We start from the raw sequence: 18,085 nt of genomic DNA, 5'->3' as shown, positions 1-18,085 counted from the left end.
TATGAGAAAGAATATATATACCATCGGGTTATTGCTAACCGCAAAGCTGGCATTTTCCCAGGTTATCATAGGCAGTCATTCAACTCCAAGTTCCCATTCCATGCTTACTGTTGTCAATAAAGAAGATCATCCTGACACCTCCAAAGGAATGATTATTCCAACAGCTGAAACCGAATCTGCCTTACCTTTATATAACATACATCAGGCCGATCACTTTGACGATGACCCCACTATGCAGGGAATGATCATGTATCAGAAAGATATCAAAAGAGTGGTGGTATATGATGGTGAAAAATGGAAACCCACTTTTTATGAAGACGGAGGCAGAATAACCCGTGCCAGCATGAATCCGGCAATGCCGGAAAACGAATTGCCCTCTGTAGCCTGTATACTTATCGGTTGTGGACAGAAAGATGTTCCGTTCGGATTCTATAACAGCACATCAGATATCGATAAACTAGGTATTATCGATCCTCAGGGAACAGTGAACAATAACTTTACTAACTTCACTTTCAGAGAATCTGGCTTTTATAAAGTGCTTATCAGTTTAAAGGTAAAAACGTCGGGATTGCACGTGAGCCCGCCGACCATTTCTTTCAGAGCTCTTAAAAACGGAAATGTGCTCGCCCGAAATGATGTTTCTTTAAATGAAGCTATTCTCATTACAGCCGGAGCCAACAGAGTAGGAACGATGGAGTTCCTTGCCATGTTTGATAAAGGAGATCAGCTTAAGGTACAGGTTTCAGGAGGTGTTTCTATTCTCACCGTTGCCGATGTCTATAAAATTATTCCTACAGACGGAACTTTTATAAGTATAGAAAAGCTATGATTCCAACAATCATCTGAACATTAAAGTAATAAAAGCAGGAACCTTTCTACGAAAGCCCTGCTTTTATTACCGATGTTTACTCGCCATCTCACTGACTAATTTCCGATAATTTCTTCAAGCTGATTCAGTCCCATGGTAAAGCCTTCTTCAAAGCCCATATCAAACATTTTTTTCATTATTTCCGCTGACTGATAATGAATATTGACTGTCACTTTGGTTCCTTCTTCTACTCCCGTAAAGCCAATCAGCCATTTTGACCTGGGAAAATCTTCATTGATCATTCCTTTTTCATCACAGAAAGCACTCATCCAATCCAGGCTTCGGTGTTCTATGATCTCACCGTACTGAGACTGAGAGTAATGTTTCTCTCCATCAGGTCCCACCATCGCATACAGCCAGATTCCACCTTCTTTAAAATCCTGACGCAGCGTTTCGCATCTCCAGGGCTTTGGGCCCCACCACTGATCCAACAATTCGGGCAGGGTGAAATAATTCCATACTTTTGAAACATCTGCATTGTAAATTTTCATTACATAAGCAGTATTTGAATCAAAATCTTTGTTGAAAACAATATTAGATTTCATAAATAATATTTTAATAAAGGTAATATTTTATTTATTGACCGGACTTTTTCTATGACAAGTAATACATATTCATAAATAATTGTTAAAAAACTCTGTTTTAAGAAAAAAAATACAATTTTTTGGCTCGTTTTTTGTTTATGAAGTCTTAAAACAATTAATTTTAACATTCATTTTTCGAATATATATAAGTTACAATAATGAATAATAAGTTCATCCCAATAATTTCGGTGTTTATGACGATCTCACTGATTGTTTTTGTAACGCTCCAATTTTATTGGTTGAAAGGCTATTACGGTGCGCTGGAACAGGATTTTTCCAATAAAGTTTATTCCGCCCTGGAAAATACCTCAAAGAGTATAGAGGAAATTGAGGCCGACAAATATCTGAGTAAAGACAATAGAAATACAATCCTCGCCAACAATAGTCAGCCTTCTTTAACCACCATTCAGCAGGTAGAAGATTCCGGAACCCAGAGACAAATTATCTATTCAAAAAATATCATTTCAAAAACGCAGCTGCCGATCTCGCAAAAAGGGGATTCTGTAAAGCTGACAACTTTGTATACGGATGAAGCAGCTTATAAGATTAAAAGAGACACCACAAACCGTGAGCTCCTTACAGCCGATCTGAATACGGATATTGAAAATGGAGATTACGCCATCAAGGAGTTTGTAAAAGTATATGGAAATAATCTGCCGATTGCTAAAAGAGTTGATCCGGTTATTCTTGATTCTGTAATTGCTAAAGAGCTTAAAATAAGGGGTATTACTGCCAAATTCGGGTATGGCGTTGTTGATAAAAACAACAAGCTTACCAGTGTAGCCAATAAAGTATATAAAGAGAAAAAGGACAACAACACTTATACTTATCCTCTTTTTACGGATAAAAAAGACCGTACGCTTTATAGCCTGGCATTGGTTTTTCCCAAGAAAGAATATTCCCTGGCAATGAATAACTGGCCGATGTTATTGGGGACGTTTCTTTCATTACTTACCATTTTAGGGATTTATATTATTTCCATCAATTATATGATGAGGCAGAAGAAGCTTGCTGAAGTAAAAACAGACTTTATCAACAATATGTCGCATGAATTTAAAACTCCTCTGGCGACTATTTCAGTAGCTACGGATTCTTTGGCCAATGATAAAATTGCAACAAACCCGGATAAAGTAAAATATTATTCTGAACTGATCAAGCAGGAAAATCTAAGAATGAAAAAGCAGGTAGAAAATGTTCTTAATATGTCCAAGCTAGAAAGAAACGAAGTAGAACTATTCCTGAAAGAGACCAACGTAAGGGAACTGATCAAAAAAACGACAGAGTCTTTTAATCTTATCGTAGAGCAAAGAAACGGCTCTCTTACCCAAAAGTTTAATGCAACGAATTATATTTTTAAGATAGATGAATTCCACATTTCCAATATGCTGGTCAACTTATTGGATAATGCCAACAAATATTCCCCTGAAGCACCCGAAATACATGTAGAAACAAAAAATGAAGGACACTGGTATGTGATTGAGGTGTCGGATAAAGGAATGGGAATGGAAACCCAGAATAAAACAAAGATTTTTGAAAAATTCTTCCGGGAAGAAACCGGGAATATTCATAATGTAAAAGGACAGGGTCTGGGACTGTCTTATGTGAAAAAAATTGTGGAACTGCATAAAGGACAGATTATAGTAGACTCTCACAAAGGAAAAGGAAGCAAGTTTACCATCAAACTCCCGATGAGCTAAGTGAACAAGCAATAAGACGAGCAGTGATCTATAGCCGGACGGCAATGGTCATATAACAGTTATAATAAATTGTATAACCAATAACAAAATATAGGAAGATAGAGTGAGAACGTTCATTCTTATTTATTAATTTTTAATTATTAAAATTATGAGCAACAGAATATTATTAGTAGAGGACGATCAGAGTTTTGGAGCGGTACTGAAAGATTATTTAACGATCAATAATTTTGAAGTTACCCTTGCAACAGATGGAGAACAGGGTCTTAAGGAATTTACAGAAAATGAATTTGACATCTGTATTTTTGATGTGATGATGCCTAAAAAAGACGGTTTTTCATTAGCTGAGGATGTAAAAAAGATTGATAAAAATACACCGATCATTTTCCTTACCGCAAGAAACATGAGAGAGGATATTTTAAAAGGATATCAGCTGGGTGCTGATGATTATATTACAAAGCCATTTGATACCGAACTTCTTCTATACAAAATCAAAGCAATTCTTCAAAGAAGCTCTACATTGGAAAATGAAGAACAGGAACAGTTCAAAATCAGTAATATTTTCTTCGATTCAATGCTGAGACAGTTAAAAGTAGGAGACAAAGAATACAAGCTTTCTCCGAAAGAAAATGAACTTTTAAAACTTCTTTGTGTCCATAGAAATGATTTCATGCCAAGAGATCTTGCTTTAAGAAAGATCTGGAAGAAGGAAAATTATTTTACGGCAAGAAGTATGGATGTTTATATTGCCAAGCTTCGTAAATTATTAAAAGATGACGAAGGGTTAGAAATCATCAACGTACACGGAGAAGGATTCAGACTTTTAGTGAAAAATTAATTCAAAAACCGGATTATAAATAAAAAATTAGCAAAACAATTAAAAATGTTTTGCTAATTTTGTTTCATACCTATGGATATGAAAAATACATTTTTAGGCCTGATAGCCATATCACTATTGACCATTGCCTGTAAAAAAGATGAAAGGGCAACATACATACAGGAAGAAGCCGGCACCCAGCAGCCCGGAATAGCTGTTAACAGTACTTCTAAAACATCATTAATGGATCAGGCCGGCATTCAGTCTGCTTCCAATCCAGCCCCTATTGCTACCGCTCCCGGAATGAATCCTCCTCACGGACAGCCGGGACACCGATGTGACATTCCCGTAGGACAACCTTTAAACAGCAGTTCCGCTCCGGCTCCATCACCTGCTCCTGTATCACAGAATATAACGGTTAACGGAAACAATACCATTCAGATTGACCCCAATGCTGTATCTCCCGGAAAAATTGCCATTGATAATAGTGGCAAACAAGTAAAAACAGCCCCGGGAATGAATCCTCCACACGGACAGCCGGGACACCGGTGTGATATTCCTGTAGGCCAACCTTTAAACAGTAAACCTGCTCCTGCTCCACAACCTGCCCAGAATACAGCACAAGCTACTCCTGCTCCTGCAGAACAAAACCTGGCTATGGGAGAAAAACCAAAAGCAAATCCTGCGCATGGAGAACCCTGGCATAACTGTTCGGTAAAAGTTGGTGATCCATTACCATAATTTTTGTAATTTTGCAGTCATGAAGCTGTTTCACCTATTTGCAATAGTTTTTTGTTTAGGAATTTTCTTGGTTCCTAAAGATAGCTTCTATGCCCAATCTATGCAACAAACCTGCTGCAAGGCAGACACTGGAAAAAGTGATTGCTGCAAAGATCACAGCTCAAAAAATGATCATAAAAACAATGGTTCAAAACCGTCCTGTAATGATGATTGCTGCTCATCATGTATTGCATGTTTCACTTATATAGAAACCCCATTTTCTAAAAACCTCCAGCTGGAACTTTCTTATTATAAAGCCAATAAGAATCCGGAGTTTCAATATTCAGATCCTTATTTATCAGACCGTTTAAAAGAAATATGGCAGCCGCCGAAAATAGGTTAGTTAAAAATCCCAAAGTTTGTTACATCCTGTAATGAACCGTTTTTAATTAATTTAAACTTTTAAACAATGAAATTATATATTTCCAGGTTGTTACTTGGTACATTATTCTTATTTACACAATTTATTGCTGCTCAAAACCTTTCAAAAAATCAGTTCAGAGTAAAAGGGAACTGTGAAATGTGCAAAACCAGAATAGAAGGTGCAGCTAAAAAAGCAGGAGCAAAAACAGCAGTTTATTCCATAGATCTTCAGACGCTGACCCTGGAGACAGATCATATTCCGGCAGATGAAATTTTAAAGAAAGTAGCAGAGGCAGGTCATGATAATGAAAAATTCAAAGCACCTGATACAACCTACGATGGTCTTCCCGGATGTTGTCATTACGAAAGAGACCTTCAGCCTGTTCAATCAGAAACCTACCCTCATCATCCTGCTAAAAAAAATAATGAATTTTATGTAAGGGGGAACTGCGCCTCATGCAAAGCAAGAATTGAAAAAGCTGCAAAAGATGCCGGGGCTGATGGCGCTGAATGGAATGCAGAAAAGCAAACTGTTACCCTGAATTTCGATTCGTCAAAAACTTCATCAGATAAAATTTTAAAAGCCATTGCTGATGCAGGCCATGACAATGAAAAGTACAAAGCAACGGACGCTGTTTATAACAGTCTTCCCGGATGTTGCCTGTACGACAGGGATTTCACCTTTGGAGAAGCTAATCCTAAAGTACATTATGAGGAGAAGGCCACCAAACATGAAAACCACGATGAACACGGAACATCACCTGCCGATGGATCTCACAGCAAAAAGGAAAAAAGCATTGACGGTGTTGTTGTAACAGGTTCCAGGGCGGCCACTTCTTTAAATAAAAAAGAGACCGGACTTGTCTTCAATATTGATAAAAAAGAACTTTTAAAGGCTGCATGTTGCAATTTATCGGAGAGCTTTGAGACCAATGCAACCGTAGATGTTTCTTTCAGCAATGCCGTTACCGGAACCAAGCAATTAAAAATGCTTGGATTGGATCAAAAATATACAAGCCTCACTAAGGAGCAGCTTCCTGAAATTCGTGGGCTGGCTTCTGCTTATGGACTGAACTTTATCCCGGGAAGATGGATAGAAAGTATACAGCTGACCAAAGGAGGAAGTACGGTAACCAACGGGTACGAAAGTATAACAGGACAAATTAACACCGAACTTTTGAAAAATGCAAAGGCTCCTGAGACTTCCCTGAACCTCTTTTCTGACTTCAACGGAAGGGCAGAAGCCAACATTACCAGCGTATCTCCCATTAATGATAAATGGTCACAGACATTTTTACTGCATGGGAACGGGACCTTCGGAAATACGGATATGAATCACGATGGTTTCCTGGACAGGCCAAAAGGAACACAACTCAACGCAGCTTACTTATTAAACTATAATGATTTGGAAAAATCCGGATTCGGGTCCCATTTCGGAATCAATTTTATCCGGGATGAGAGAACAGCCGGGCAAATAGGTTTTGATAAAAAACTGGCTCAGAACGAACAGCCTGCATATGGTGTAGGTATTGATATTTCAAGATTCCAGGTCTGGAACAAAACAGGATATGTTTTTAAAGGAAAGCCTTATCAGAGTATTGGCTGGATGAACCAGTATGTATATCACCAGCAAGACAGTTTTTTTGGATTGAGGAATTATTCAGGACAACAGCATACCTATTATTCCAATCTGATTTTTGAAAGTATTATTGGTAATACCAATCATAAATACAAAACCGGAGCAAGTTTTTTATATGACGGTTATAAAGAAACCTACCTTACCGATGATTTCAGAAGAAATGAGATTGTACCCGGGATTTTTGCCGAATATACTTTAACAGGGCTAAAGTATACTTTAGTAGCGGGCGCAAGGGTTGATTTCCATAACCTGGCAGGAACACAGTTTACCCCAAGATTAAATTTCAAATATGATATCACTCCTCAGACCATCCTGAGATTGTCTGCAGGAAGAGGGTTCAGAACGGCAAATGTTTTCGCTGAAAGCCAGCACTATTTTGCTTCCAACAGAAGTATCAATATTATACCGAATGGAGGAAACATTTATGGATTAAAACCTGAAATTGCATGGAATTATGGTGCCAGCTTGCAACAGGAATTTAAGCTTTTCGGAAGAAAATCTTCTATTATTGCTGATTTTTTCAGAACGGATTTCCAGGATCAGGTATTGGTAGATCTGGACCAGTCTCCACAGCAGCTTACATTCTATAACCTGGAAGGGAAATCTTTTGCCAACTCTTTACAGACCCAATGGGATTTTACTCCTTTCAGGAACTTTGATGTAAGGCTTGCTTATAAGTATTATGATGTACAGGCAGATTATACCGGAGGAAGAAGAGAAGTCCCTTTCATGGCGAAACACAGAGGATTCGTAAACCTGGCCTATGCTACCAATAAGAATGACAAAGGAGGATTCTGGAGCTTTGATACCACTTTGAACTGGGTAGGTAAACAAAGACTTCCGGACACCTCAAGCAATCCGGCAGAATTCCGGTTGCCGGTATATTCCGAATCCTACGCTGTATTGAATGCTCAGGTTTCGAGAAACTTTAATAAAAAGATCAGGGCTTACCTGGGTGGAGAAAACCTGACTTCCTATTATCAGAAAAATGCAATTGTAGATTTTAAAAATCCATTTGGAAGTTATTTTGATGGTGGAATGGTATATGCCCCGATCATGAAAGCTAATTTTTATGTTGGTCTTGATGTAACATTCTGATTTCTATTACGTAAAACAAAAACAGCACCGGACCGGTGCTGTTTTTCATTACGAAAAATTAAACTTTAAAAAAATTACAGGTTTACAATATATAGAATTAATATATACTGGTATTTTAGGCTAGTCATAAAGATCTTTCTCTATAGGAAGACAAAATATATTACCTTTTTTGACAATTTTTAAATCATCAAAATAAAAATCAGCTTCTAGGTCCTTAATTTCTTCAACAGTTTCTCCGTTGTCATAGGAGCAACTGAGATTAAACAGGTTGTCACCGATCCTTTCAAGTTCCCAGTTCTGAACTTCATCATCCAGCTCGGGAAACAGTTGTTGATCTACAATAAGGTCCAGCAGCCAGAAACAATTTTCATAAACAGCTATATCATTTACCCCTTCTGTAAGTTTGTACCCATTCTTATACCCATGCAGTTTATTCGGAAATGTATAAATATCATATAGTTCATTAGCCGAGTTTTTAACTTTGTTATGCTTATTAGTGCTCATGAAATTATTAATTTTTGTATTTCTGGTTTAATTATTAATTTTATTCCCTTATTATTTAACATTGCTATGTTAAATTTGTTTTCTATCTTTGACAAATATAGTCTAAATTTAGACCAATTTAAGAAATTATGGACAAAATTCAAACCATAAAAGAAAGAATTTTCTTTTTCCTTGAGAAAAAGGGCATTAAAAAGGAAACTTTTTATAAAGAAACAGGCATGTCTTCCTCTAATTTTAAAGGAGCAGCATTGAAAAGTGACCTGGGTGTTGATAAACTTGCAAAAATTTTGATTGTTTATCCGGAGTTAAAGGAAAATGAGAATCTGATATGGCTTATTACCAGTAACGGTGAATTGAATCTACATTCAAACCAGGGAAAAGATCAGCCGGCTGCCGAACTTCAGCATGAAGACACGCACGAAAAACTGGGGGATTTACTTGCCAATCTGTTTGCACAATATAATACTCAGGATAAAAGTATTTTATTTGTCCAGAACCAGATTTCAAGGATCGAGAAAAAATATGACGAAGCGATCTTACAGCAGAATAAGTATTTGGAAGAAATCTTAACCTTAGCCAAGCTTGTAGCCAAATAACCTAATTTCTATTAATAATTATTTTTTCTGAACCTCCTAAAAGGGTTTTTGTAGGAGTATTTAAAATGAGGTATCCCAGGTCTTTTGCAAAAAGCTCAAGATCCTGCATTGTAGCTATAAATCCATTATTAATTTCTTTCTTTACCAGATAAATCTTTTTTAGATATTCTTCCTCCGAGATAAGGGTCTCAGAATAATCTTCCCATAATTTATCAGAAAGTGCTACAAGAATTTTTAATCTTTCTCTATGGCTATTCATTTTCTTTAATATCATTACGTTTAAAAAGAATATTAGAGAACCTGTCTAGCGTACTATTATTAAATTTATCAAGCAGATGTAATTTTCTATAATAGTTATCCAATCTAAAAACTAAAAAAATGATCAGTATCAGAAGCAATATAATAGCCATATCTGCTATTGCAGATATTTTATTCTGATTAAAAAATATGAATTTTATGTAGGTTACCAAATGGAAATAACCTGCCACCAATGCCACATAAAAAGTATATCTGTTGGCTTTAAACAAGCCTCCTAAAGCTAATAATATAAAGCATGATGATATTGATAAAAAATAAATAGATGAATCAAGATCAAGTCTTCTTTCTCCGGCATTATTATCTAACTGGACATTTACATCAATAAAATATCCAACTATATTATTCAGAAATGGTAATATAGCTGAAATTAAGACAAATGCTGAAGCTATTATTTCAATAGTCAGTTTATTTAGGCCGATCCGGTTTTGTTGGATCGATTGTTTCCTGGGCTGTTGCATTGACGTCTCCTTCTTTACTGTGGGTTCCATTTAAACTATCTTTTTTAATCAGGGAGTCATCCAAAAATCTCGCAGTTTCGGCTCTGTTCATTTCAATTTTATCTCCTTTTTGACCGGCTGGTGCATCAATTTCTCCTTCTCTATCTGAACATGCTGTTACAATAGATAGTAATAAAACTCCTGATAGTAATAATCTTGCTTTCATATATATTATATTTTTTAACAACTTAAAGATAAGACTTACCTCTTAAATTTGAGCCACAAAAAATATAATAATATTTCCTACTTTAAATAATTTTATAAAAATATTTTATATCACTATTTGTTGAAACCAAATGTAATAAATATTCTTGTGTTACCATTACATAATTGCAAAAAAAATCAATACAATTAAATAAAATAACAAAAAAACAAATAATCCTGCATCAATACTACAAAATCCAAAGAATCGACAATCCTATTTCTGCCCATAATTCACTATATCGCTGTTATTTTTTTCGGAAAATTTAGAATTTTGTAATCAAAATACACCAATTATAAGTAAAACATCAGTCAAAAAATTTATTTAAATTAAAAAAATACCTATTTATCAGAATAGCTATTAAGACAGAATTTAATGTAATCTCATATAAAAAAGAATCCCATTTTAGCCTTGATAAGTATCAAGCTGCTAAAATGGGATATTTTATTTATTTTGACGGCGGACTATCTTCCAAAATCGTCCTGTACCCTTACAATATCATCTTCATCTGAAGGATTGGAGGCATCGGTATGCTGCCAGATTTCTGCAACAATTCCCCATCCGTCGAGACCAATAAGACGGTGTCTTTCCCCCTGCTGAAGTTTCACCTGGTCTTTCGGGTGGTATTCTTTCAGCTCACCTTCTTCATCGGTATTACTCCTTTTAATTCCTACTGTTCCTTCTACCACCTGCCAGATTTCAGCTCTTCTGTGATGATACTGCCAGCTGAGTCTTGCCTGGGGAGCAACGATAAGAATTTTTGGGCTCAATTTTCCTCCTATTCGCAGGCTTTCTACATCAAGCCCATCAAAGTATTGGTTGGCAAAATCCTGTGCCTGGATTTCATCAATCACAAAAAAACCGCCCCATGGTCTTGTCTGATCCTGTGCTGCAATATTAAAACCTTGTGCCTGCAGCATTTTTTCTACTCTGTCGAATATTTCTTTCTTTTCTGTACTCATACAGTTGTATTTCTATATTAAATTATTATTTGTTTGTTTCTTCTTTTGACATTGAATAAGGAAAATCTTTTTCCTGCGAACCTCTTTCTTTATTGGGCTTATTATCCATTTTAAAATCAAGGACAGCCCCTTTCATTAATTCTTTATGGCTGAGCCAGTTTCTGGAATAAGGTTGCTGGTTGACGTTCAATGATTTTACATACAGGTTTCCGGAGTTATTTTCCGGTGCATTTATCTCAATTTTCTTGCCATTCTCAAGGTGAATAGTGGCTTCTTTAAATAATGGTGCTCCTAACACATACTGATCAGTGGCTGGGGTTACAGGATAAAATCCTAAAGCAGAGAAAATGTACCAAGCAGAGGTTTGCCCGTTATCTTCATCCCCGCAATATCCATCCGGTGTTGCCATGTATAATTTATCCATTACCTGCCTCACCCAATATTGTGTTTTATAGGGAGCTCCTGCATAATTATACAGGTAAATCATATGCTGTATCGGCTGGTTTCCATGGGCGTACTGCCCCATATTCATGATCTGCATTTCACGGATTTCATGGATTACGCTTCCATAGTAGCTGTCGTCAAAAACCGGCGGTAATGAGAAAACTTCATCCAGTTTGGCTTCAAACTTCTTTTTCCCACCCATTAATGTGGCCAGACCTTCAATATCCTGGAAAACTGACCAGGTGTAATGCCAGCTGTTTCCTTCGGTAAAGGCATCTCCCCATTTGAAAGGATTAAAAGGCTTCTGGAAACTGCCGTCTTTATTTTTCCCACGCATTAAACCGGTTTCTTTATCAAACAGATTTTTATAATTGTATGCTCTTTTTTTGTAAATATCAATTTCTGAAGCAGGTTTTCCTAATGCCTTTCCAAGCTGGTAAATCGCAAAATCATCGTATGCATATTCCAGTGTTCTGGCTGCATTCTCGTTGATTTTCACATCATATGGAACATACCCCAGTGTATTGTAATACCCTACTCCTGCACGGCCTACAGCTTCTATAGGTCCCTCGTTATCGGCTCCGTGTTTTACCGCCTGCCAAAGGGTTTCTATATCATAACCGCGAAGTCCTTTCAGATAGGCATCCGCTACCACGGAAGCAGAATTATTTCCGATCATTATATCAGAATATCCCGGGCTGCTCCATTCCGGTAAGAAACCTCCTTCTTTGTAGGCATTCGCCAAACCTTCCTGCATTTCCACATTAATGCCTGGATATACCAGGTTCAGGAATGGGTACAATGCACGGAAAGTATCCCAGAAGCCTGTTCCGGCAAACATTCTTCCATCAACAATTTTACCGTTATAAGGACTCCAGTGTTTTATTGTATTCCGGGCATCAATTTCATATAGCTTTTGTGGAAAAAACAGGGTTCTGTACAAAGAAGAATAGAAGGTTCTCATTTGCTGATCTGTTCCTCCTTTTACTTCTATTTTACCTAATGTTTTATTCCAGATATTTTTAGCATCGGTTTTTACCTGTTCAAAATTTCTGTTCCCGATTTCCCTGTTGAGATTCAGCTCAGCCTGTTCAAAACTAATGAATGAAGAAGCTACTTTTGCATAGACTGCTTCTTTATTTTTTAATTTAAACCCAACCACTGCGCCTGCATGATCACTGGTAATTTCCAACTGATTGTTTACGAATTTATCATCTTTCCAGCCTGTCGTCACATCAAAGTGTTTGTCAAACTGAATGATGAAATAGTTTTTAAAATTTTCATATTTCCCCGTTGAATACCTGGTTGTATATCCCAGTATTTTTCTTTCTTTAGGAAGAATTTTAATATAAGAGCCTTTATTCAATGCATCAATTACCACATAAGCGCTATCGGTTTTTGGGAAATCAAATTTGAAAAAAGCGGCTCTTTCTGTAGGAGTAAACTCTGTGGTCACATTAATATCCGCCAGATAAACACTATAGAAATAGGGAGTTGAAACCTCAGCTTTATGGCTGAACCAACTCGCTCTTTCGTCTTCTTTAAATTTTAATTTACCTACACCCGGCATCAGAGTAAATGCTCCATAATCATTCATCCAGGGAGAGGGCTGATGGGTCTGTTTAAAACCTTTTATTTTATCAGCATCATAAGTATAGGCCCATCCATCGCCCATTTTGCCCGTTTGCGGGGTCCAGATATTCATTCCCCAAGGAAGGCCTACCGCCGGATAGGTATTTCCGTTGGATAAAGAAGGTTTAGACTGGGTTCCCATTAATGGGTTCACATAATCTACGGGAGACCCGGTTTGTGCAAAAGCCCAGGCTTGTAATAAGAGAAAAAAGGTAGAAAATAGAGACTTCATTGTATCGTTTCGTTTAGTTTGTTGACACTTTTTTTAATGCATAGCTGGCAGCGCCCAAAATGGCAGCATCTTCAAAAATAGCAGAAATCCTGACTGGCAAACTGATGTTATTCTTTGCTAAATTTTCAGTAAATCTTTTTTCAAAATAAGGATAAGCCTTTGCAATATTGCCTCCTATAACTAAAACTTCCGGCTTATAATGATCCACGTATTTCACGATAAACTCAGAGAAGGAGTCTGCATATTCATCAAATATTCTGGTTTGTATTTCTACAGGTTTATCCAACAGATCTTTGGTTCCGGAAATTTGTTCACCCGTTAATTCTGCGTAGTAATTAACAAACCAGCGTGTTGCCAGATAATCTTCACAAATAGATTTTTTGAAAGGTGAATCCCATAAATCTTCATCTGTTGCCAGTTCACCATTATAAAAAGTAGTTCCCAGTCCTGTCCCAAGAGTCACTCCAAAAACTTTTTGGAATCCTTGCACACAGCCTCCGAAAACTTCGCCTTCCATAAAAGCTGCCGCATCATTTACAAAATGAATCTGATCTTTAGAAATAGCCAATCTTCCGGCCAGTTCGTTTTTGATATTGATCTGGTAGATATCGATAAATTTTCCTTGCTGCATCAGGGATATTCCATTTTCATAATCGAAAGGTCCGGGCATTGCAATTCCTATTAAAAGATCATCTTTATTCAAATCATGGGCTGCTTTTTTAATGGCAGAAACCCATGCTGAAAAGATAGTTTCCCTATCGTCAAAAGAATTGACATGCTCTCTTACATATGTTGAAGAAATAATTTCACGCTTTTCCGCGCTCACCTGAGCCAGCGTAATATGAGATCCTCCAATATCTATTCCTAGTATATTTTGCATTATTTTTCGCTTTATTTTACTTTCCAAATATATCTGTGACTGAAAACAGGCAAACAAGAATAGTTAACCTGTCTGTTTTCTAAATCCCAGACTTTACAATTTTTCAGTCAGGAAATTTTGTAAAGATAAGTACCATCGACTAAATCCTGTGTATTACCTATATTATTATTTTAATTAATATTCGTTTTAAATAAATTTCCGGAGAAGCCGGGGAGCCGAAGTAACCGAAAAATCACCGGGCCTAAACCCGATGATTGATTAATTATTTTATTATTAATTTTTCACTTTGCTTCAGGCTTCCATCCTGAGATTCAAAGCGGACAATATAATTTCCTGCTGAAAGGCCGGATATATCATACTGATTATTTCCTGCTGTTAATGTTTTTGTTACCACAACATCACCCTTAAAATTATAAACCGTTAGTTTTCCTTTACTATATTCTTCAGGAACAGAAATACCAAGTGCTGAAGAGGTATTTACCGGGTTCGGATAGAGTTTTATTTGCTCCTTAGCGGTTATTTGTCCTGATATTTTTTGGCTTTCAACCATTCCGGCTGATTTCTGGGTGCCGGCCGGACACGGTACATCTGTTACCCAGCTTGAAGCATTAGTGCCTGTTAAAGTTAATGACATTCCATTTCCTGAGGTATCCTGTACTGATGAGCCTGTTCCTTCATTAAATTTCCAGTAGGCTGCAAGAGTAGACGCCGGAACTGATACTCCACACATATTCTGGCTGATTTCCGTCTGGCTCAATGCCCGCTTCCAAACCCGGACCTCATCTATTTTACCATTGAAGTTCCGGGAAACATTATATAAATATCCTACATTGAAAGCTCCGTTTGAATTAACGTTTCCTGCTTGGGCTTTGCTTGCATCCAAAACTCCATTGATATACAATTTCATGGTAGCCCCATCGTATGTTGCTGCAACGTGGTACCATGTATTGGCGCTCAAGGCTGTAGTGGAAGCCAGTTTTTGCTGTACATTATTGATGCTTACCACAAACTGAAGCTTATTGTTGGCAAGGTTCCCGTCTCCTAATCGTAAAAATGCGGAATTGTTATCACCTACTTCTGTACCCATAATGGAAGAGATGTAGGGGAATGCTGATTTGAAAGATGATGGTTTTATCCAGCCTTCAAAAGATAATGCAGAACCGCTTAAATTGATATTTCCGGCAGCTCCTGATGTTGTACTTCCGTCTAAAGAAAGGGCGTAGGAACCTGTAGGTATTGTTGTTCCGCTTCCGCTGTTAAATCTTGGCGCAAACATATAAGTGCTTTTCACACTACAATTGGTTCTTATTCTCCAATCGTATTCTGTATTTACCGTTAATCCTGATACCGTTACAGAGGTTCCGCTTACGGCAGTAGCAACGCTGGTCCAGGTAGCAGATGAAGCGGGCTTATAGTCTATATCATAAGTACTGGTTCCTACGGCAGTCCAGTTCAGTTTTGCACTTGTCCCTGTAAGATTGCTTGTATATAATCCGATAGGGGCATCGCAATTTGTTCCCTGTGTCCATGATTGTAAAGAACCACTTAAAACGGTTTGTTCTCCGTACAGTGTCTGGGTACCTGCAGAAAGCTGCGATGCCTGATTGGTTCCTTTTAAATCATACCAAAGATATAATCCGTATCCTCCGGTTTTGGTTTGACTGGCAAGGCTGGTTGTCGTTGAGTTAGAAGTGTTTCCTAACCAAACCGCAGCTGGGGAAATCTGGGCTTTCGTAAGAGGGGGAACGTTGGGTGCGGAAAATGTTCCATAGTTGGCATTCCAGCTGTAGTTGACATAGTCTCCCACTCTGCTTCCGTTCCAGGATAGTCTTGAAGCTGCGGGGCCATAGTAATAAAATGAGATAAGCTTGTCCGGTAAAAGGGCTCTCAGCTCCTGGACGAGCATTACAAAAGAACTGTCATTAGGCTGTCCGGTTCCGTTATTACCATATTCCGAATATTCATCATCGAAATCGATCCCGTCCAATCCGTATGTATTGACAGTGTTGGCCAGTTGTAATGCAAAATCTCTGGCAGCCTCGCGGGTAGGAAAATTGCAGATACCGGCTCCCTGGTGATTTCCCAGAATAGTCAGTACTACTTTCATTCCTTTTTGCTGAAGGGGTTTGATGTATGTATCCGCATTGGTCAATACTTTGGTCACATTGTTATTGCTATACAAATAAGCCCTTCCACGGTTTGCATCATAATTAATATTAGCCGCAAAAATATTTACAACATTAAATAAATAGCTATTTGATGTCTGCAGTTTGTACGCCCCTGCGTTAAGGATGTTATTGTTATTTACTTCTACATAGCATATTCCTGCGGGATTAAGCTGTTGTGCATTCAGTAGAGAGCCGGCCTGGAGGATCAGCGCCATCAGTGTAATAAAAATTGATTTTTTTTTCATTGTATATTTATTTTAAGGTTTGGTGTTTTCAATTTTATACAGCACTCCCCCGGCATCCTTCTTTTTCAAGAAAGACACCTTATACAAAAGGGCAATATAAAAGGGTGGACTATGTCAGTAGCTCCGGATTTTCATTAAATGTTTTCCATAGTAATTCTCCAAACAATGTATTGGACCATGCAAACCATTCCCTGGTAAACTTTTTATCATCATCTTTATGGAATGATTCATGCATAAATCCTGTCCCGCCATGGGTTTTCTGCAACGTATCAATACACCATTTAATCTCACCTTTATCCTTTGTGGTAAGGGCTTTCATAATGATACTCATCGGCCAGATCATATCGAGACCAATATGTGGCCCTCCGATTCCTTCCGCCAGTTTACCTTTGAAAAAGAATGGATTATCTTGTGACCATACATATTTTCTTGTATTCAGGTAGACAGGATCGTCTTCCTTTACGGCTCCTAAATATGGTAATCCCAGTAAACTAGGGCAGTTGGCATCATCCATCAGGTTATAACTTCCAAAACCATTGACTTCAAAAGCGTATATTTTCCCATATTCAGGATGGTTGTAAATTCCATATTTTTTAATGGCTGCATCCACCTCATCGGCAAGACTGGTTAATTGCTGAGCCAATGTTTTTTCATTTTTGATTTGCGAAACCATTTCCGCTGCCTGGCGAAGACTTACTACCGCAAATAAGTTGGAAGGGATCAAAAATCCGTAAATCGTAGCATCATCACTCGGACGGAACATTGAGCTGATCAGCCCAACCGGCTTCGTAGGATAACCGTAGCCTCCCATCGGCACTCCGTCTGTAGCCCACGCTGTGGTACGTTCAAACTTGTAAGGTCCAAGATCTTTTTTCCTTTGCTGCTCTGTAAATGTCTGTAAAGTAAGCCTGATCCCCTGCAGCCAGTTATTATCAAAAGGTTTCGTATCTCCTGTTGCTTTCCAGAAATGGTAAGCCAGACGAATAGGGTAACACAGGGAGTCTATTTCCCATTTTCTTTCGTGGGTTCCCGGTTTCATGTCTGTGTGGTCATATTCTTTCCACTTGCTTATTTTTTGATCATCATTATAGAAAGCATTTGCGTATGGATCTTTCAGAATAAACGTGGTCTGTTTATGAATCACTCCTGAAATCAGCTTATGAAGTTTTTCATCTTTCTTTGAAAACTGCAGATAGGGAAAAACCTGGGCGGAACTGTCACGAAGCCACATCGCATCAATATCTCCTGTAATTACATATGTATCCGGTTGTCCGTTATTTTCACTATAGAAAACAGTAGTATCTAAAGTATTGGGAAAGCAGTTTTCAAACAGCCATGACAGTTCTTTATTTTTAACTTTTTTCTTAAAAGCCGTTATCGCACTTTCTACCGATTCACTGGTAAAATGTCTCTTATCTTTAGGGACCCGTACTACAGGAAAATCTCCCAGGTCCAGTGTCTTTGCAAAGACATTTTGAGTAAACAGCAATCCGGCTCCTGCCAGTGCACTTGTTTTAATAAAATTTCTCCTTTCCATTGATACTTTCGTTTATTTCTTTATT

General features: G+C 37.7%; 16 protein-coding genes. 7 read left to right on the top strand and 9 right to left on the bottom strand.

The genetic code is table 11. The annotated features are described in order from the left end of the window. The first annotated feature begins 1 nt into the window (after position 1). Positions 2-829, top strand: a complete 828-nt coding sequence (locus OK18_RS09090) for a hypothetical protein (protein WP_053327800.1) — start codon at positions 2-4, stop codon at positions 827-829. 95 nt (positions 830-924) lie between these two features. On the opposite strand, the gene OK18_RS09085 is transcribed toward OK18_RS09090, so the two are convergent. Next, the gene (locus tag OK18_RS09085; protein ID WP_053327799.1) at positions 925-1,413 is read right to left on the bottom strand and encodes an SRPBCC family protein; all 489 of its coding nucleotides are present in this window, start codon (positions 1,411-1,413) and stop codon (positions 925-927) included. A 197-nt stretch (positions 1,414-1,610) separates the two neighbouring features. Here OK18_RS09085 and OK18_RS09080 point away from each other — a divergent pair, with 197 nt between their 5' ends. The 5 genes from OK18_RS09080 to OK18_RS09060 all read left to right on the top strand — a co-directional run bounded on the left by OK18_RS09080 (position 1,611) and on the right by OK18_RS09060 (position 7,843). Beyond that, complete coding sequence (locus OK18_RS09080; protein WP_050021611.1) at positions 1,611-3,149, top strand: sensor histidine kinase; 1,539 nt, start codon at positions 1,611-1,613, stop codon at positions 3,147-3,149. A 148-nt stretch (positions 3,150-3,297) separates the two neighbouring features. After that, positions 3,298-3,984, top strand: coding sequence for a response regulator transcription factor (locus tag OK18_RS09075; RefSeq protein ID WP_050021610.1), 687 nt, complete (start codon positions 3,298-3,300; stop codon positions 3,982-3,984). 78 nt (positions 3,985-4,062) lie between these two features. Next, the gene (locus tag OK18_RS09070; RefSeq protein ID WP_228377715.1) at positions 4,063-4,704 is read left to right on the top strand and encodes a hypothetical protein; all 642 of its coding nucleotides are present in this window, start codon (positions 4,063-4,065) and stop codon (positions 4,702-4,704) included. An 89-nt stretch (positions 4,705-4,793) separates the two neighbouring features. Further along, positions 4,794-4,952, top strand: a complete 159-nt coding sequence (locus OK18_RS21175; protein WP_156173252.1) for a hypothetical protein — start codon at positions 4,794-4,796, stop codon at positions 4,950-4,952. Positions 4,953-5,152: 200 nt separating this feature from the next. Next, a complete protein-coding gene (locus tag OK18_RS09060) occupies positions 5,153-7,843 on the top strand; it encodes a TonB-dependent receptor domain-containing protein (RefSeq protein ID WP_053327796.1) in 2,691 nt (896 codons plus the stop codon). A gap of 120 nt (positions 7,844-7,963) precedes the next feature. Here OK18_RS09060 and OK18_RS09055 read toward each other — a convergent pair whose 3' ends face one another. Then, positions 7,964-8,347: a DUF6876 family protein gene (locus OK18_RS09055; RefSeq protein WP_050021606.1), complete on the bottom strand. Its 384-nt coding sequence runs from the start codon at positions 8,345-8,347 to the stop codon at positions 7,964-7,966. Between the two features lie 128 nt (positions 8,348-8,475). On the opposite strand from OK18_RS09055, the gene OK18_RS09050 reads away from it, so the two are divergent. Further along, positions 8,476-8,943 carry a hypothetical protein gene (locus tag OK18_RS09050; protein ID WP_050021605.1) on the top strand — a complete coding sequence of 156 codons (468 nt, stop codon included), beginning with the start codon at positions 8,476-8,478 and terminating at the stop codon, positions 8,941-8,943. A 1-nt stretch (position 8,944) separates the two neighbouring features. Here the strand turns inward: OK18_RS09050 and OK18_RS09045 are convergent, their stop codons facing one another. The 7 genes from OK18_RS09045 to OK18_RS09010 form a co-directional block, all read right to left on the bottom strand. After that, positions 8,945-9,217 carry a hypothetical protein gene (locus OK18_RS09045; RefSeq protein ID WP_128572422.1) on the bottom strand — a complete coding sequence of 91 codons (273 nt, stop codon included), beginning with the start codon at positions 9,215-9,217 and terminating at the stop codon, positions 8,945-8,947. A 449-nt stretch (positions 9,218-9,666) separates the two neighbouring features. Beyond that, positions 9,667-9,924: a hypothetical protein gene (locus tag OK18_RS09035; RefSeq protein ID WP_050021603.1), complete on the bottom strand. Its 258-nt coding sequence runs from the start codon at positions 9,922-9,924 to the stop codon at positions 9,667-9,669. A 500-nt stretch (positions 9,925-10,424) separates the two neighbouring features. Next, positions 10,425-10,922, bottom strand: a complete 498-nt coding sequence (locus OK18_RS09030; RefSeq protein ID WP_050021602.1) for a cupin domain-containing protein — start codon at positions 10,920-10,922, stop codon at positions 10,425-10,427. 25 nt (positions 10,923-10,947) lie between these two features. Beyond that, the gene (locus OK18_RS09025; protein WP_053327794.1) at positions 10,948-13,230 is read right to left on the bottom strand and encodes a GH92 family glycosyl hydrolase; all 2,283 of its coding nucleotides are present in this window, start codon (positions 13,228-13,230) and stop codon (positions 10,948-10,950) included. Between the two features lie 13 nt (positions 13,231-13,243). Continuing rightward, positions 13,244-14,110, bottom strand: coding sequence for an ROK family protein (locus OK18_RS09020; protein ID WP_053327793.1), 867 nt, complete (start codon positions 14,108-14,110; stop codon positions 13,244-13,246). A 262-nt stretch (positions 14,111-14,372) separates the two neighbouring features. Next, on the bottom strand, positions 14,373-16,523 hold the full coding sequence (locus OK18_RS20890; protein ID WP_082129169.1) for an endo-beta-N-acetylglucosaminidase H: 2,151 nt from the start codon (positions 16,521-16,523) through the stop codon (positions 14,373-14,375). Between the two features lie 109 nt (positions 16,524-16,632). After that, positions 16,633-18,060, bottom strand: a complete 1,428-nt coding sequence (locus OK18_RS09010; protein WP_053327792.1) for a glycoside hydrolase family 125 protein — start codon at positions 18,058-18,060, stop codon at positions 16,633-16,635. Positions 18,061-18,085 lie beyond the last annotated feature (25 nt).

Origin of the sequence: Chryseobacterium gallinarum, from assembly GCF_001021975.1 — a bacterium.
Classification (GTDB): Bacteria; Bacteroidota; Bacteroidia; order Flavobacteriales; family Weeksellaceae; genus Chryseobacterium; species Chryseobacterium gallinarum.
Note: the sequence above shows the minus strand (reverse complement) of the source record. Positions and strands in the feature narration are given on the sequence as shown.

What these genes read in the sequence shown, in the direction of transcription:
- OK18_RS09090 (WP_053327800.1), top strand. Translation starts at nt 2, where the DNA reads ATGAGAAAGAATATATATACCATCGGGTTATTGCTAACCGCAAAGCTG.
- OK18_RS09085 (WP_053327799.1), bottom strand. Translation starts at nt 1,413, where the DNA reads ATGAAATCTAATATTGTTTTCAACAAAGATTTTGATTCAAATACTGCT.
- OK18_RS09080 (WP_050021611.1), top strand. Translation starts at nt 1,611, where the DNA reads ATGAATAATAAGTTCATCCCAATAATTTCGGTGTTTATGACGATCTCA.
- OK18_RS09075 (WP_050021610.1), top strand. Translation starts at nt 3,298, where the DNA reads ATGAGCAACAGAATATTATTAGTAGAGGACGATCAGAGTTTTGGAGCG.
- OK18_RS09070 (WP_228377715.1), top strand. Translation starts at nt 4,063, where the DNA reads ATGAAAAATACATTTTTAGGCCTGATAGCCATATCACTATTGACCATT.
- OK18_RS21175 (WP_156173252.1), top strand. Translation starts at nt 4,794, where the DNA reads ATGCCCAATCTATGCAACAAACCTGCTGCAAGGCAGACACTGGAAAAA.
- OK18_RS09060 (WP_053327796.1), top strand. Translation starts at nt 5,153, where the DNA reads ATGAAATTATATATTTCCAGGTTGTTACTTGGTACATTATTCTTATTT.
- OK18_RS09055 (WP_050021606.1), bottom strand. Translation starts at nt 8,347, where the DNA reads ATGAGCACTAATAAGCATAACAAAGTTAAAAACTCGGCTAATGAACTA.
- OK18_RS09050 (WP_050021605.1), top strand. Translation starts at nt 8,476, where the DNA reads ATGGACAAAATTCAAACCATAAAAGAAAGAATTTTCTTTTTCCTTGAG.
- OK18_RS09045 (WP_128572422.1), bottom strand. Translation starts at nt 9,217, where the DNA reads ATGATATTAAAGAAAATGAATAGCCATAGAGAAAGATTAAAAATTCTT.
- OK18_RS09035 (WP_050021603.1), bottom strand. Translation starts at nt 9,924, where the DNA reads ATGAAAGCAAGATTATTACTATCAGGAGTTTTATTACTATCTATTGTA.
- OK18_RS09030 (WP_050021602.1), bottom strand. Translation starts at nt 10,922, where the DNA reads ATGAGTACAGAAAAGAAAGAAATATTCGACAGAGTAGAAAAAATGCTG.
- OK18_RS09025 (WP_053327794.1), bottom strand. Translation starts at nt 13,230, where the DNA reads ATGAAGTCTCTATTTTCTACCTTTTTTCTCTTATTACAAGCCTGGGCT.
- OK18_RS09020 (WP_053327793.1), bottom strand. Translation starts at nt 14,110, where the DNA reads ATGCAAAATATACTAGGAATAGATATTGGAGGATCTCATATTACGCTG.
- OK18_RS20890 (WP_082129169.1), bottom strand. Translation starts at nt 16,523, where the DNA reads ATGAAAAAAAAATCAATTTTTATTACACTGATGGCGCTGATCCTCCAG.
- OK18_RS09010 (WP_053327792.1), bottom strand. Translation starts at nt 18,060, where the DNA reads ATGGAAAGGAGAAATTTTATTAAAACAAGTGCACTGGCAGGAGCCGGA.